The organism is Pigmentiphaga sp. GD03639 (assembly GCF_029845405.1).
Classification (GTDB): Bacteria; Pseudomonadota; Gammaproteobacteria; order Burkholderiales; family Burkholderiaceae_B; genus Pigmentiphaga; species Pigmentiphaga daeguensis.
Genome location: NZ_JAOCLR010000008.1, coordinates 154,436 through 169,667 on the forward strand (window position 1 = coordinate 154,436; position 15,232 = coordinate 169,667).

Consider the following 15,232-nt stretch of genomic DNA (forward strand, 5'->3'; position numbering starts at 1 on the left):
AACCGGGAGGTCATCCCGGTATTTCCTCCCGTCTGGTCTTACAATCGCAGCCCATGTCGCTGCATATCCTTTCTCTAGAAACTTCCTCCGCCTGGTGCGGCGTTGCCTTGTTGCGCGCCACGGACACGGGCGCCGCCGACCTGTTCGCGCGCGAGCACCAGGGCGTGCAGGAGCATTCGGCCCGGCTGCTGCCCATGGTGCAGGAAGTGCTGGACGAGGCCGGCATCGCCCGGACGCAACTCGACGCCATCGCCTTCGGGCAGGGGCCCGGAGGCTTCACCGGACTGCGGGTCGCCTGCGGCGTGGCGCAGGGGCTGGGGTTTGCCCTGGATCGTCCGGTGGTACCGGTGGTCTCGCATGCGGCCGTGGCGCAGCAGGTCCGGGATCCCGGATCCCGGACGCTGGTGGTCGCCATGGACGCGCGCATGCAGGAGATCTACCTGGCCGCCTATCGCCGCGAGCCGTCCGGCCGGCTTGCCTGCGTGATCGAACCGCAGCTGATGGCGGGCGAGGGGCTGGAGTCCTGGGTGCGCCGGCGCCTGGAAGACCTGGGCGATCCGGTGCCGCAGAGGCCCTTGCTGTGCGGTGATGCGGCGGCCGCCTATCCGGAGGTATTCGCGGGTTTCGGCGCGGACGAGCGGTCGGACATTGCGCGGCCCACGGCGGCCGCGGTCGCCCGCCTGGCTCACGACGCCTACCTGCGTGGCGAAGCCGTCGCGGCGGAACTCGCCGCGCCGTTGTACGTCAGGGACAAGGTGGCGTTTACCACCGCGGAACGGGAAGCCGGCGCGGGGGGCAACCCGCGCGTCGCCACATCGGGAGCGCAATCATGACTGCGGTGCAGGGCCGGGCGCCGATCGACGCGGCGCGCATCCTGGCGACATGGGGGCAGGCCTGCCGTCCCATGACCGAACGGGATCTCGACCAGGTGGACGCGGTCGAGCGCCAGATCTATTCGTTTCCCTGGACGCGCGGCAATTTCGCCGATTCGCTGCGCTCTGGCTATGACGCCTGGGTGGTGAGCGACGGCGAGCGGCTGCTGGGATACTGCATCGTGATGGTGGCGCTGGACGAGGCGCACTTGCTGAACATCAGCGTGGCGCCCCAGGCGCAGGGCCTGGGGCTGGGCCGCAGGTTGCTGGCCTGGGTCGAGCAGTGCGCCGCCGCGCGCCAGGCGCAGAGCCTGCTGCTGGAGGTGCGTCCCTCGAATCTGGTGGCCAAGGGCCTGTACGAACGCTCGGGCTACGAGCGCATCGGCCTGCGCCGTGGCTACTATCCGTCGGTGCGCGGGCGGGAAGACGCGATCGTCATGCGCAAGATGCTGGCAGTCCATCCGATTCCCGGAGGCCTCCATGGCAACTGAACGCAACGGCGCCGAGGGCATGAGCGCGGTCCGGCGCGCCTGGCTGCGCGAACTGGGTGTGGAGCGGCTGTGGAACCTGCCCGGCGCGGTGGCGTCCGCGGCCCCACCCGCGGCACCGGAACCCGATGCATCGCCGGCGGCGCAGGAAGAGCCCATGGCGCCGTCCCCGGGCCCGGTGCCGGCACCCGTGGCCGCCGGGTCCGAGAGGGTCGAATCCGTGGCCTTCGTGCAGGAAATCCCGGCGCAGGAGATTCCGGTGCCGGCCGCCACGCCCGCCGACCCCGGGCAGGCCTGGGCCGCCTTGCAGGACGAGGTGCGCGACTGCATGGCCTGTGGCTTGTGCAAGGGGCGTACCCAGACTGTGTTCGGCACCGGATCGCCCAAGGCGCGCTGGCTGCTGGTGGGCGAGGCGCCAGGCGAGCAGGAAGACAAGCAGGGCGCGCCCTTCGTCGGGCGGTCGGGCAAGCTGCTGGACAGCATGCTGGCTTCCATCGCGCGCTCGCGCCAGCAGGACGTCTTCATCGCCAACGTCATCAAGTGCCGTCCGCCCGGCAACCGGGACCCGCTGCCCGAGGAGGTGGCGCGGTGCAGCCCGTACCTGATGCGGCAGATCTCCCTCATCAATCCGGAAATGATCCTGGTGCTGGGGCGGTTCGCGGCGCAGACCCTGCTCGAGACCGATGCGCGCATAGGCAGCCTGCGGGGCAAGGTGCACAGCCTGTCGGTGGCGGGGAGGCCGGTGCCGGTCGTGGTGAGCTACCACCCGGCCTATCTGCTGCGCAGCCCGGCCGAGAAGGTCAAGGCCTGGCAGGACCTGCAGCTGGCCCTGTCGGTGGGGCGGGCCCGCAACTGAGCGCGGCCCCGCGCGGGGTCATTCCCCGCGCAGCGCCGTGCCGTGCGCGCGGCTGCCTATCACCAGGTCGAGATCCGGGTGGGTGCGGTGGTTGTGCCGGTTCCAGCCCATGATCAGCAGCATGAGGCAGGCGACCAGCGTGCCGAAGATGATGATGATGGTGTTGATGGGAATCTGCATACCCAGCATCAGCGAATAGACCGCCACCATCAGCAGGATGTTGAGCTGCTCGTTGAAGTTCTGGACGGCGATCGAGTGGCCGGCCGACAGCAGCACGTGGCCCCGGTGCTGGAGCAGGGCGTTCATGGGTACGACGAAAAACCCCCCCAGGCCGCCGATGGCGACCAGCAGCGCATAGACGAACCAGGGTTCGTAGGCCAGCGGCATCAGCATCACGACCAGCCCCATCACCACGCCCATCGGAAGCACGGCCAGCGCGTGATGCAGGGGCACCTTGCCGGCCAGCGTGGCGCCCAGGATGGTGCCGACGGAGGCCACGCCCATCAGGATGGAGGCCTTGTTCAGCGGCAGTCCGAGCTGTACGCGCCCCCATTCGATCACGATCAGTTGCAGCGTCGCGCCGGCCCCCCAGAACAGGGTGGTCACCGCCAGCGAGATCTGGCCCAGCTTGTCGCGCCACAGCGTGGCCACGAAACAGCCGAACGTCCTCATCAGCCTGATGGGGTTGCGCTGCTGGCGCGGGTAGCACACGCCCGTGGACGGGATGAGCAGGTTGAAGAAGGCGGCTACCAGGTAGACCAGCGCGATGACCATGATCGCGGCCTCGGCCGGCGTCTGGATGTCGGGGCCGAAGCCCGGGCTGAGATCCAGGGACAGCAGCCAGGTCGACACCTTGGGGCTGATGAGCGCGCCGCCCAGGACCACGCCCAGGATGATGGACACCACCGTCAGTCCTTCGATCCAGCTGTTGCCCTTGACGAGCTGCTCGGGCGGCAGCAGTTCGGTGATGATGCCGTACTTGGCAGGCGAATAGGCCGCCGCGCCGATGCCCACCAGCGCATAGGCCGCGCACACCGTATAGACCTGGTGGTGGTCGGCCAGCCCGAAGCTGGCGTGGGCGAACATGGTCAGGCAGCCGATGATCTTCACCGCGTTGGTGGCGAACATCACGCGGCCCTTGGGAAAGGAGTCGGCGAAGGCACCCACGAAGGCGGCCAGCAGGACATAGGCCAGGGCGAACGACCACTTGATCATGGGCGTCATCCAGTCCGGACCGTCCAACTGCTGGATCAACGCGATCGCGGCGATGAAAAGCGCATTGTCGGCCAGCGAGGAAAAGAACTGCGCCGCCATGATCAGGTAAAAGCCGCGTTTCATCGGTAGGCGTGGACTCGTGTGCCTTTGAGTGGATCGGAAAGTGCCGCACTCGGGGCACTACGGCAGGAATGCGTGCCGCGCATCGTAGCGCAGGTTCCGAGGCCGCGTCCCGGCCGATCCGGTGGTAGTTACCCGCGGATATTGCTGCCGGGCGCGAATTCCTGCAGTTGCACGGCGGGCTGCGGCGTCCAGCCGGGCTGGCGGTGCTCGGCGACGACGTTGGTGAAGATGCCGCCGCGCACGTACCACTTGGCGGTGATCCGCATGAAGCGGGGGGACAGCGCGCGTACGAGATCGTCCAGGATCTCGTTGGTGACCGCTTCGTGGAACTTGCCTTCGTTGCGGAAGCTCCAGGCGTAGAGCTTGAGGCTCTTGAGCTCGACGCACAACTGGTCGGGGATGTAGTCGATGACCAGCAGGGCGAAGTCCGGCTGTCCGGTCATCGGGCACAGGCAGGTGAATTCCGGCACCTCGATGTGGATCTGGAAGTCGCGCCCCGGGCTGGGGTTGGCGAAGGTGTCTAGGCTCTTGCTGGGTTGAGAGGGCATGTCTCTTGCGATCTATACGTAACGAAAATGAAAAAACAGACTGGGCGGCGGCTCCTGGCGTAACCTTGCCGATGACCCTTTGGTATTATACGAAGCTGTGTTGGCCCCCCTCCCTCCGCGCTTCGCGCGACCCCTGAAGGGGGCGGCACCGGAGGACCGGCGGAGCCGGATCCCGGTGCCCTGGGTCGGGGGTGGGGAGTGTTCCGCCATATCGGACCGGCTTGGGTGCAGGTCGGTTCCTTTTCCAGCCTTTTTTAAGCGAAGCTTCGTTTCCGGTGCGACTTACCCAGATCAAACTCGCAGGTTTCAAGTCGTTCGTCGACCCCACTTCCATCCAGGTGCCGAGCCAGCTGGTCGGCGTGGTCGGACCCAATGGCTGCGGAAAGTCCAACATCATCGACGCCGTGCGCTGGGTCCTGGGCGAATCCAAGGCTTCCGAGCTGCGCGGCGAGTCCATGCAGGACGTGATCTTCAACGGATCGGTCAACCGCAAGCCGGCGGCGCGCTCGTCGGTCGAACTGGTGTTCGACAACTCCGAGGGCAGGGCGTCCGGGCAATGGAGCCAGTACGGCGAAATCGCCGTCAAGCGCGTGCTGACCCGCGACGGCACCAGCAGCTATTTCGTCAACAACCAGCAGGTCCGCCGCCGCGACATCCACGACATCTTCCTGGGTACCGGCCTGGGCGCGCGGGGCTACGCCATCATCGGGCAGGGCATGATCTCGCGCATCATCGAGGCCCGGCCCGATGAACTGCGCGTATTCCTGGAAGAGGCGGCGGGCGTGTCGCGCTACAAGGAGCGCCGCCGCGAGACCGAGAACCGCCTGGCCGACACGCGCGAGAACATGACGCGCGTGGAGGACATCCTGCGCGAGCTGGCCACCCAGCTCGAGAAGCTCGAGGCACAGGCCGAGGTCGCCCAGCGCTACCAGGGGTTCCAGGCGGAAAGCGAGCAGAAGCAGCGCTTCCTGTGGCTGCTGAAGAAACGCGAGGCCGACGCCGACCGCATGAAGCACGCGCTGGCCATCGAACAGGCCCAGACCGACCTCGAGGCCGCCATGGCGGGCCTGCGCAAGCTCGAGTCCGACCTGGAAGGCACGCGCCAGGCGCACTATGCCGCCAGCGATGCCGTCCATGCAGCGCAGGGCGGCCTGTACGAGGCCAATGCCGAGGTCAGCCGGCTCGAGGCCGAGATCAAGTACGTGGTCGAGGCGCGCAACCGGATGCAGGCCCAGCTGGCGCAACTGCAGCAGCAGATCGCCCAGTGGAACGAGCAGCACGAGACCGGCAGCGACCAGTTGGCGCAGGCCGAGGAAGACCTGGCCGTGGGCGAGGCCCGCGCCGAGGAAGCGCGAGTCGTGGCCGAAGAAGCGCAGGCCCAGTTGCCGGACATCGAGGCCAAGGTGCGCGATGCCGCATCCGGCCTGTCCGAGCTGCGCGCCGCGCTGTCCCAGGTCGAACAGAACCTGGCCTTGACCGCCCAGGAGCAGCGCGAGGCCGACCGCCAGTTGCAGGCCCTGGCGCAGCGCCGCGAGCGCCTGGAACAGGAAGAACGGAACCTGCAGCGCCCCGACCCGGCCCGGCTCGAGCAGTTGACGGGCGACCTGGCCGACACCGAGCAGCGTGTCCAGCATGCCCAGCAGGAGCTGTCCACGCTCGAGGCCCAGTTGCCGCAGGTCGACGCCGGCCGCCGGCAGGCTCAGGAACTGGTGCAGAAGGAGGCCGCCTCCGTTTCGCAGATCGAAGCCCGGCTCTCGGCCCTGACCCGCCTGCAGCAGGATGTGCAGAAGCAGGGCGCGCTGCATCCCTGGCTGGAGAAACACGAACTGACGCAGCTCGGCCGGCTGTGGCAGAAGCTGCATATCGAGCCAGGCTGGGAAACGGCGCTGGAGGCCGTGCTGCGCGAGCGGCTGGCCGCGCTGGAAGTCAGCAATCTCGAATGGGCCAAGGCCTTCTTCGGCGACGCGCCGCCCGCGCGGCTGGCCTTCTACCAGATGCCGCCGGCCACGGCGCCGGCTCCCGCGCCGGCCGCGCTGACGCCCCTGGTGTCGCTGCTGCGCCTCACCGATCCGGGCCTGCGTTCGCTCATGGCCGACTGGCTGCGCGATGTCTATACGGCCACCGACGCCACCCAGGCGCTGGCCGCGCGCGCCCAGTTGCCCGAAGGCGGCCAGTTCGTGGTCAAGGAAGGGCACCTGATCGGGCACAACAGCGTCCGTTTCTACGCCCCCGATTCCGAACAGGCCGGCATGCTGGCGCGCCAGCAGGAAATCGAGAACCTGCAACGCCAGCTCAAGGCCCAGCAGCTCATCGCCGACGAGGCACGGTCCGCCGTGGCGCGCGCCGAGGCCGGCTACCAGCAGGTGGCGCAGGCCTTGCCCGCCTCGCGCCAGCGCCTGGCCGAGGTTACCCAGCGCCTGCACGCCATCCAGCTCGAGCATTCCAAGCTGTCGCAGCAGGCCGCGCAGTCCGAGGAGCGCGCCGCGCGCATCCGCGAAGAGCATGCCGAACTCGAGGCGCAGGAAGAAGAGGCCCGCATCCGCAAGGAAGAGGCCGAGGGCCGCTTCGAGATCCTGGATGGCCAGCTGGGCGACAAGCAGTCCGCGTTCGAAGACGCGCAGATGGCCCAGGAGCAGCGTGAAGCGGACGTCCAGCGGGCGCGCGATCGCCTGCGTGAACTCGAGCGGTCGGCCCAGGAAGCCAGCTTCGCCGAGCGGGGCCTGCGCGCGCGCATCGACGAGCTGCGCCGCAGCCTGCAACTGGCGGGCGAGCAGAGCCAGCGCGCCGCCGCCGAGGCCGAACGGGTCCAGCAGGAATTGCGGGTCCTGGACGACGCCGCGGCCCAGGCCGGCCTGCAGTCGGCGCTCGAGCTGCGCAGCGAGCGCGAGCAGGTGCTGAACCGCGCCCGCATCGAAATGGATACCCTGGCCGCGCAACTGCGCGCCGCCGACGAGCAGCGCCTGGGCATCGAGCGTTCGCTCGAGCCGCTGCGCAGCCGCATCACCGAGCTGCAGCTGAAGGAACAGGCGGCCCGCCTGGCCCAGGAACAATATGCCGAGCAACTGGCCGGCCAGGAGCTGGACCTGGCGGCGCTGGGCGAGCAACTCGACGCGCTGCCCAAGGAGTGGCAGCGTCCCAACTGGCTGCAGGCCGAAGTGCAGCGCCTGGCCCGCGAGGTTGCCGCGCTGGGCGCGGTCAACCTGGCCGCGCTGGACGAACTCAACGCCTCGCGCGAGCGCAAGACCTACCTGGATGCCCAGCAGTCCGACCTGCAGGCCGCCATCGATACGCTCGAGGACGCCATCCGCAAGATCGACCGCGAGACTCGCCAGTTGCTGCAGGAGACCTTCGACACCGTCAACCGCAACTTCGGCGAACTCTTCCCGTCGCTGTTCGGGGGTGGCGAAGCGAAGCTCGTCATGACCGGCGAGGAAATCCTGGATGCCGGCGTGCAGGTCATGGCCCAGCCTCCGGGCAAGCGCAACAGCACCATCCATCTGCTGTCGGGCGGCGAGAAGGCACTGACGGCCACCGCGCTGGTGTTCGCCATGTTCAAGCTCAATCCGGCGCCGTTCTGCCTGCTGGACGAGGTCGACGCGCCGCTGGACGATGCCAACACCGAGCGCTACGCGAACCTGGTGCGCCGGATGAGCGAGCAGACGCAGTTCCTGTTCATCTCGCACAACAAGATCGCGATGGAAATGGCAAACCAACTGGTCGGCGTGACCATGCAGGAGCAGGGCGTCTCCCGCATCGTGGCTGTCGACATCGACTCGGCCATGCAACTCGCCGTCGAGGCCGCCTGATGAGCCGGCAGTCCGCGAACCGGCACTCTTTCCACCATGCCCCGCCATCGGGAACACACCAATGAGTGATCTACAAACCGGGCTCATCGCCCTTGGCGTTCTGGCCATCGTCGTCGTGCTTGGACTGAACTGGTGGCAGGACCGCCGCGCTCGCAAGCAGATACAGGACGGCTTCCCGGACTCGGGCAAGGATCCCTTGCTGCATGGGGTTGAAACCGGCCTGCCCAAGGCGGACGGCGTACGCCGCGAGCCGGGGCTGGGCGCGGGCGAAATCGCCGAGCCCAACATCGTCGGAGGCATGGAGGCGCCGGCCGAAGGCGCGGCCGTGCCGCAGCAGCATGATGCGGACGAAGCCGACGAGGCCTGCGAGACCGTCATCGACGTCTCCTTTCTCGAACCCGTGCCGGGCGACGAGCTGGCGGCCTTCACCCAGGGCATCCGCCACGCCGGCCAGAAATCGCTGCGCGTGTTCGCCGAAACGGCCGAGGGGGTGCACCGCTCGGCCATCCGCAGCGGCGAGAACTATGCGTCCGTCCAGGTGGCCGTGCTGCTGGCCAATCGCAGCGGCCCGCTCAGCGCCGGCGAATGGGCCGAGGCACTGTCGCGCTCGCGCGTGCTGGCCGATCGGTTCGACGGCACGGTGGAGGCCAGCGATACGCAGGCGGTGCTGGATCGCGCCAACAAGCTCGATGCCGTCTGCGCCGCGCTCGACGCCCAGGTGGGTCTGACCCTGGTGGCCAGCAGCCGCCGCTGGTCATCCGGCGACGTGCTGACCGCCGCGCGCGAGGCCGGATTCTCGTCCATCCACGACGGCCGCCTGCCATGGGTGGACCAGGACGGCGCGGTCCGCTTCACGCTGGGGCGCAGCGATGGCGTATCGCTGGGCTCGGCGGGCCCGGCCACCATCGGCCAACTCAGCCTGATCCTGGACGTGCCCCGGGCGCCCGCCCACGAGCACGCCTTCGCCCAGATGGCCCAGGTCGCCCGTGGGCTGGCCACGCGGCTGGAAGCCACCGTGGTCGACGACAACGGCCGGCCCCTGGCGGATGGCGCCGAGGCCGCCATCGACAAGCAATTGCTGGCGCTGTATGCGCGCCTTGAGCAGTCCGGCCTGAAGGCCGGTTCGGTGCGTGCCCTGCGGGTATTCGGATAAGGCGCGCAGGCGGAGCGGATATGGTGTCGGGGGTCGATCGGGAAAACCAGGCCATGCAGAGGGCGGCGCAGCTGCGCCAGGAGCTGGCCTTGCACAACGCCCGCTACTACGTGATGGACGACCCGCTGATCAGCGACGCCGAGTACGACGCGCTGTTCGCGGAACTGGTCAAGCTGGAGCAGGAATTCCCGCTGCTGGCCACGCCCGATTCCCCCACCCAGCGGGTGGGCGGTGCGCCGCTGTCCGCCTTCGGTTCGGTGCGCCACGCGGTGCCCATGCTGTCCCTGAACAATGCCTTCGACGACGAGGACATCCAGGCCTTCGACAAACGGGTGCGCGACGGCCTGGAAACGGCGTCCGCCGTCGAGTACGCCTGTGAGCTGAAGCTGGACGGACTGGCCGTCAGCCTGCGCTACGAGGGCGGCAGGTTTGCGCGGGCCGCTACCCGCGGCGACGGCCAGACGGGCGAGGACATCACCGCCAACATCCGGACCATACGATCCATCCCGCTGACCTTGGCGGGACCCGTGCCCGAGGTGCTGGAGGTTCGCGGCGAGGTGCTGCTGTTCCGCAGGGATTTCGAGCGCCTGAACGACGCCCAGCGCGAAGCCGGCGAGAAAGTCTTCATCAATCCCCGCAATGCCGCGGCGGGCAGCCTGAGGCAGCTCGATCCGCGCATCACGGCCCGCCGTCCGCTGCGATTCTTCGCCTATGGCTGGGGCGAGATACGCGGCAGCCTGCCGGGCAAGGAATCCCGCGCCGACGCGCCGCCGTTCGATACCCACATGGGCATGCTGGACTGGCTGCAGGAACTGGGCATGCCGGTCAACCGCGAGCGCCAGCTGGCGTCGGACGCGGCCGGCCTGCTGGCGTTCTACCGGCGGGTCGAGGGGCTGCGGGCCTCGCTGCCCTATGACATCGACGGCGTGGTCTACAAGGTCAACGCGCTCGAGGCGCAGCGCACGCTGGGATACGTCTCGCGCGCGCCGCGCTTCGCCGTCGCGCACAAGTTCCCGGCCGAGGAAGCCACCACCGAGCTGCTCGGCATCGAAGTACAGGTCGGCCGCACCGGCGCCATCACGCCCGTTGCGCGGCTCAAGCCGGTGTTCGTGGGCGGCGTCACGGTCACCAACGCGACGCTGCACAACGAAGACGAGATCGAGCGCAAGGACGTGCGCATCGGCGACACCGTGGTGGTCCGCCGGGCCGGCGACGTCATTCCCGAGGTCGTGACACCCGTGCTGGACAAGCGCCCGGCCGATGCCCGCAAGTTCGTCATGCCCACCCAGTGTCCGGTGTGCGGATCGGCCATCGAGCGGCCCGAGGACGAGATCATCGCGCGCTGTACCGGGGGCCTGTTCTGCGCCGCGCAGCGCAAGCAGGCGTTGTGGCATGCCGCCCAGCGCCGCGCGCTGGACATCGAGGGGCTGGGCGAGAAGCTGATCGATCAACTGGTCGAGCGCGGCCGCGTGCACACGCTGGCGGATCTCTATACGCTGAACGAGGAAGAGCTGGCCGGCCTGGACCGCATGGGCGAGAAGTCGGCACGCAACCTGGTCGAGTCCATCGCCGCGACACGCACGCCGCCGTTGGGAAGATTTCTTTTCGCGCTGGGGATACGGCACGTGGGCGAGTCCACGGCCCGCGACCTGGCGCGCCATTTCGGCAACCTGGATGCGGTGATGAACGCCACCGAGGCCGAGCTGCTGGCGGTGCCCGACGTCGGGCCCGTGGTGGCCGCGTCCATCTTTCGCTTCTTCGCCGAACCGCACAACCGCGAGGTCGTGGCCGACCTGCTGCGCAACGGGGTGACCCCCGGCACGGAAACCGTGGTCGATCGCACCGCCGGCCCCATCGGCGGCAAGACTTTCGTGCTGACCGGCACGTTGCCCACGCTCACCCGCGAGGACGCGGCCGAGCTCATACGCGCCGCCGGCGGCAAGGTGACCGGCTCGGTGTCCAAGAAGACCCACTACGTCGTCGCCGGCGCCGACGCCGGCAGCAAGCTCGCCAAGGCCCAGGAGCTCGGCATCGCCGTGCTCGACGAAGACGGCCTGAAAGCCTTGCTGCAGTCTTGACAGGGCGAAGCGCCGCTTCGCAGGAAGGAAAACCATGCAGGCAATCATCGGAGGCACCGGCCTCTACCATTTGACCGGGCTCGTCGTGACGCGCCGCCAGGTCGTGCGCACGCCCTACGGCGAGCCTTCGGGCGCGCTGACCTACGGGCGCATCGGCGACGGCGCCGAAATCGTCTTCCTGGCCCGCCATGGATACGGCCACACGCTGGCCCCGCACCGCATCAACTATCGCGCCAACCTGTGGGCGCTGCATGAGGTGGGGGTGCGGCGCATCGTCTCGGTGGCGACGGTGGGCGGCATCGCGGGTCCCCTCGTGCCCGGGGTCATCGTCGTGCCCGATCAGATCATCGACTACACCACCGAACGGCCCCGCACCTTCTTCGAGGGAGGCGACCAGCCCGTCGCCCATGTGGACATGACCCAGCCCTATGGCGCCGCCATGCGGCACGATCTGCTGGAATCGGCGCGGACCTGCGGGATAGACGTCGTCGACGGCGGGGTCTATGGCTGCACACAGGGTCCGCGGCTGGAAACCGCCGCGGAAATCCGCCGGATGGGGCGGGACGGCTGCGACATGGTCGGCATGACCGGCATGCCCGAGGCCGCCCTGGCGCGGGAGCTCGACCTGGACTATGCGGCCCTGTGCCTCGTCACCAACGATGCCGCGGGCCAGCGCGCGAGCGTGGACGAGATTTCCATGCAGGGCATGCGCGTGGTGGTGGACGACAGCATGCAGAACGTCCACCGCATCCTGGGCCAACTGGTGGGCACCACCTGCGGCGACGGAGCCACCTGATTCGTCAGTGATCCAGGGCACAGCGGATCCGGCTTTGCCGGTCCGCCAGTGCCGCCCCTGGGGGCGCGCGTCAGCGCGTAGGGGGGGATTTACTGCAGGCCTTCGGCCTTGAGCGCCGCCTGCACGGCGGGGCGCTGCGCGATGCGTTCGCGGAAGGCCACGATGGCGGGCCAGCGCGACAGGTCGTAGTTCAGGCGCGTGGCCCAGCCGGTGGTCACGAACAGGTAGATATCGGCCACGGAAAAGCCACCGGGCATCAGGTATTCGCGCTGCGACAGCTCGCTTTGCACGTAGTCCAGGCGCGTGGCCAGGATCTGGCGGAAGACGTCCTTGCCTTCCTCGCTCAGCGTGGGCTTGAACATGGGCGAGAAGCCCTTGTGGATCTCGGTGGCGATGAACACCAGCCAGGTTTGCAGCGCGTAGCGCTCGGCGCTGTCGGGCGGGGGCGCCAGCTTGCGCGCCGGCACGAGATCGGCGATGTATTGCAGCAGCACGGCCAGCTCGGTCATCACCACGCCAGTGGACACTTCCAGCGCCGGCACGTAGCCCTTGGGATTGATCTTGCGGAAATCCTGCCCGGTCTCGGTGGTCTTGGCCTTGAGGTCGACCTTTTCCCAGGTGAAGTCGATGCCTGCCTCGCGCAGGACGATGTGGGGGGCCTGGGAGCAGGCGCCGGGGGAGTAGTAGAGCTTCATGGGGCCTCGATGAAGGGGGTGGAAAGCGCCTATTCTCTCACTGCTTGGCAAGCTTTCACCGCAGCGTGTGCTCCATCTCGGCCTCGTCATACAGTTCGACCGGCACCGGCTTGACGTTCCAGATCTGTTCGGCGTATTCGCGGATGCTGCGGTCCGACGAGAACTTGCCGGATCGGGCGGTATTGAGGATGGACATGCGCGTCCAGCCTTCATGGTCGCGATAGGCCTGGCTGACGAGATCCTGGCACTCGATGTAGGACTGGTAGTCCGCCAGCAGCAGATAGGGGTCGTGCCGCAGCAGGTTGTCGACCAGCGGCCGGAACAGTTCGGTGTCGCCGCGCGAGAAAAAACCGCTCTGGATCAGGTCGAGGCAGGTGCGCAGCTCGCTGTGGCTGTGGTAGTAGTCGCCGGGATGATAGCCGGCGGTCTTGATGTGGCGCACTTCCGCGGCGGTATGGCCGAACAGGAAGAAGTTCTCGGCCCCGACTTGGTCGCGCAGTTCGATGTTGGCGCCGTCCATGGTGCCTATGGTCAGCGCCCCGTTCATCGCGAATTTCATGTTGCCGGTTCCCGAGGCCTCCTTGCCCGCCAGCGATATCTGCTCGGACAGCTCGGCGGCCGGATAGATGCACTGGCCCTGCGTGACGTTGAAATTGGGGATGAACACCACCTTGAGCAGGTCGCGCACGTCGGGATCGTTGTTGACCACATCGCCTACCGAGGTGATGAGCTTGATCATCAGCTTGGCGGTGTGATAGCCGGGGGCGGCCTTGCCGCCGAAGATGAAGGTGCGGGGCAGGGGGTCGCGTGCCCGGCCGGACTTCAAGCGGTGGTACAGCGTGACGATATGCAGGACCGCCAGGTGCTGGCGCTTGTATTCGTGGATGCGCTTGACCAGCACGTCGAACATCGAATCGGGGTCGACCTTGACCCCCGTGCGCCGCAGGATCAGCGCCGCCAGGTCCACCTTGTTGGCGCGCTTGACCGCGCGCCATTCCTGCCGGAACGCCGCATCGTCGATGTAGTCCTCGATCAGGCGGATGCGGGGCAGGTCGGTCACCCAGGCGTCGCCGATGGCGTTGGTCACCAGCGAGGTCAGGCGCGGATTGCTCAGGACCAGCCAGCGGCGCGGCGTGACGCCGTTGGTGACGTTGGTGAACTTCTCGGGCCACATTTCGTAGAAGTCCTTCAGCAGCCCGTGCTTGAGCAGGTCCGAGTGCAGTTCGGCCACGCCGTTGATGGCGTGGCTGCCCACGCAGGCCAGGTGCGCCATGCGTACGTAGCGCTCGCCGCTTTCGTCGATCAGCGAGAGGCGGGAGATGCGGGATTCGTCTCCCAGGAAATGAATGCGCACGTCGTTCAGGAAGCGCGCGTTGATCTCATAGATGAGTTCCAGGTGGCGCGGCAGGATGCGCTGGAACAGGTCCAGCGGCCAGCGCTCCAGGGCTTCGGGCAGCAGCGTGTGGTTGGTGTACGAGAAGCTGCGCGTGGTGATGCCCCAGGCCTGGTCCCACGGCAACAGGTGTTCGTCCACCAGCAGCCGCATCAGTTCGGCGATGGCGATGGCCGGATGCGTGTCGTTGAGCTGGATCGCGAACTTCTTGTCGAAATCGCCGATGGCGCCGCCGCGGGCAAGATGGATGCGTATCATGTCCTGCAGCGAACACGACACGAAAAAGTATTGCTGCTCCAGCCGTAGTTCCTTGCCTTGGGTGGTTTCGTCGTTGGGGTAGAGCACCTTGGTCAGGTTCTCGGACGTCACCTTCTTGCTGACCGCGCCCAGGTAGTCACCCTGGTTGAAGACCGAGAAATCGAAGGACTCGGTGGCCTCCGCCCGCCACAGCCTCAGCGTGTTGGTGGTGTTGACGCGGTAGCCGGGGATGGGCGAATCGAACGGCACGCCCACCACGGTCTTCTCGGGGGCCCAGCGCACGCGCAGGTAGCCGGCATCGTCGGTGTACTGTTCGGTGTGGCCGCCCAGCTTGATCTCGACCGCCCATTCGGCGCGCTGGATTTCCCATGGATTGCCGTAGCGCAGCCACTTGTCGGTGTTCTCGACCTGCCAGCCATCGATGATGGTCTGGAAGAAGATACCGTACTCGTAGCGGATGCCGTAGCCGAAGGCCGGGATCTGCCCGGTGGCCAGGGAATCCAGGAAGCAGGCGGCCAGGCGGCCCAGGCCGCCGTTGCCCAGGCCCGGCTCTTCTTCCTGGCGCAGGATCTCGTTGAAGTCGAGTTTCAGCTCGGCCATGGCTTCGCGCACGCTGTCGGCGATGCCCAGGTTGATCAGGTGGTTGCCCAGGTGCGGGCCCATCAGGAATTCGGCCGACAGGTAGGCGACGGTGCGCGGCGCGGTCTGGTTGTACTGGGCGGTACTGCTGATCCAGCGCTGCAGGCTGCGGTCGCGTATCGCGTGGGCCAGGGCCAGGTAGAGGTCGTTCTTGCCCGAGATCTTCGGAAACTTGCCTATCGTGTAGAACAGGTGGTCGAAAAAGGCGCGCTTCAGGCTTTCCTTGGAGAACGACGTGCGATCGTCGTCGTCATCGGCCGGCAGGGGAACAGGTGCGGACACGTGCGGAGCTCCCATCGGTACGCCGCCCCA

11 protein-coding genes are annotated in these 15,232 nt (G+C 67.7%); 7 read left to right on the plus strand and 4 right to left on the minus strand.

Annotated elements, in window-relative coordinates:
• Positions 1-53: 53 nt before the first annotated feature.
• The 3 genes from tsaB to N5K27_RS11375 are packed head-to-tail and all read left to right on the plus strand — an operon-like array spanning position 54 to position 2,216.
• The gene (gene tsaB / locus N5K27_RS11365; RefSeq protein WP_087837415.1) at positions 54-833 is read left to right on the plus strand and encodes a tRNA (adenosine(37)-N6)-threonylcarbamoyltransferase complex dimerization subunit type 1 TsaB; all 780 of its coding nucleotides are present in this window, start codon (positions 54-56) and stop codon (positions 831-833) included.
• Entirely contained in the window at positions 830-1,363 is a 534-nt protein-coding gene (rimI, locus tag N5K27_RS11370; RefSeq protein WP_243724333.1) for a ribosomal protein S18-alanine N-acetyltransferase, read from the plus strand. Before tsaB ends, rimI begins: the two co-directional genes overlap by 4 nt.
• On the plus strand, positions 1,353-2,216 hold the full coding sequence (locus N5K27_RS11375; RefSeq protein ID WP_279816481.1) for a uracil-DNA glycosylase: 864 nt from the start codon (positions 1,353-1,355) through the stop codon (positions 2,214-2,216). The genes rimI and N5K27_RS11375 overlap by 11 nt, the downstream gene beginning before the upstream one ends.
• 18 nt (positions 2,217-2,234) lie before the next feature.
• On the opposite strand, the gene lplT is transcribed toward N5K27_RS11375, so the two are convergent.
• Together lplT and queF are read right to left on the minus strand one after the other, a co-directional pair.
• Positions 2,235-3,554: a lysophospholipid transporter LplT gene (gene lplT / locus N5K27_RS11380; RefSeq protein WP_279816483.1), complete on the minus strand. Its 1,320-nt coding sequence runs from the start codon at positions 3,552-3,554 to the stop codon at positions 2,235-2,237.
• Positions 3,555-3,682: 128 nt separating this feature from the next.
• The gene (gene queF, locus N5K27_RS11385; protein WP_087837413.1) at positions 3,683-4,102 is read right to left on the minus strand and encodes a preQ(1) synthase; all 420 of its coding nucleotides are present in this window, start codon (positions 4,100-4,102) and stop codon (positions 3,683-3,685) included.
• A gap of 275 nt (positions 4,103-4,377) precedes the next feature.
• Here queF and smc point away from each other — a divergent pair, with 275 nt between their 5' ends.
• From smc to N5K27_RS11405, 4 genes are all read left to right on the plus strand, one after another.
• Positions 4,378-7,908: a chromosome segregation protein SMC gene (gene smc, locus N5K27_RS11390; RefSeq protein ID WP_279816485.1), complete on the plus strand. Its 3,531-nt coding sequence runs from the start codon at positions 4,378-4,380 to the stop codon at positions 7,906-7,908.
• Between the two features lie 61 nt (positions 7,909-7,969).
• Complete coding sequence (locus N5K27_RS11395; RefSeq protein WP_279816487.1) at positions 7,970-9,061, plus strand: cell division protein ZipA C-terminal FtsZ-binding domain-containing protein; 1,092 nt, start codon at positions 7,970-7,972, stop codon at positions 9,059-9,061.
• Between the two features lie 20 nt (positions 9,062-9,081).
• Positions 9,082-11,139: an NAD-dependent DNA ligase LigA gene (gene ligA, locus N5K27_RS11400; protein ID WP_279816489.1), complete on the plus strand. Its 2,058-nt coding sequence runs from the start codon at positions 9,082-9,084 to the stop codon at positions 11,137-11,139.
• A gap of 34 nt (positions 11,140-11,173) precedes the next feature.
• A complete protein-coding gene (locus tag N5K27_RS11405) occupies positions 11,174-11,935 on the plus strand; it encodes an S-methyl-5'-thioinosine phosphorylase (protein WP_087837409.1) in 762 nt (253 codons plus the stop codon).
• An 89-nt stretch (positions 11,936-12,024) separates the two neighbouring features.
• Here N5K27_RS11405 and gstA read toward each other — a convergent pair whose 3' ends face one another.
• Positions 12,025-12,630 carry a glutathione transferase GstA gene (gstA, locus tag N5K27_RS11410; RefSeq protein WP_087837408.1) on the minus strand — a complete coding sequence of 202 codons (606 nt, stop codon included), beginning with the start codon at positions 12,628-12,630 and terminating at the stop codon, positions 12,025-12,027.
• Between the two features lie 55 nt (positions 12,631-12,685).
• Entirely contained in the window at positions 12,686-15,202 is a 2,517-nt protein-coding gene (locus tag N5K27_RS11415; protein WP_243724335.1) for a glycogen/starch/alpha-glucan phosphorylase, read from the minus strand.
• Between the last annotated feature and the right edge of the window lie 30 nt (positions 15,203-15,232).

Coding starts and splice junctions, on each gene's coding strand:
- tsaB (WP_087837415.1), top strand. CDS start 54: ATGTCGCTGCATATCCTTTCTCTAGAAACTTCCTCCGCCTGGTGCGGC.
- rimI (WP_243724333.1), top strand. CDS start 830: ATGACTGCGGTGCAGGGCCGGGCGCCGATCGACGCGGCGCGCATCCTG.
- N5K27_RS11375 (WP_279816481.1), top strand. CDS start 1,353: ATGGCAACTGAACGCAACGGCGCCGAGGGCATGAGCGCGGTCCGGCGC.
- lplT (WP_279816483.1), bottom strand. CDS start 3,554: ATGAAACGCGGCTTTTACCTGATCATGGCGGCGCAGTTCTTTTCCTCG.
- queF (WP_087837413.1), bottom strand. CDS start 4,102: ATGCCCTCTCAACCCAGCAAGAGCCTAGACACCTTCGCCAACCCCAGC.
- N5K27_RS11395 (WP_279816487.1), top strand. CDS start 7,970: ATGAGTGATCTACAAACCGGGCTCATCGCCCTTGGCGTTCTGGCCATC.
- ligA (WP_279816489.1), top strand. CDS start 9,082: ATGGTGTCGGGGGTCGATCGGGAAAACCAGGCCATGCAGAGGGCGGCG.
- N5K27_RS11405 (WP_087837409.1), top strand. CDS start 11,174: ATGCAGGCAATCATCGGAGGCACCGGCCTCTACCATTTGACCGGGCTC.
- gstA (WP_087837408.1), bottom strand. CDS start 12,630: ATGAAGCTCTACTACTCCCCCGGCGCCTGCTCCCAGGCCCCCCACATC.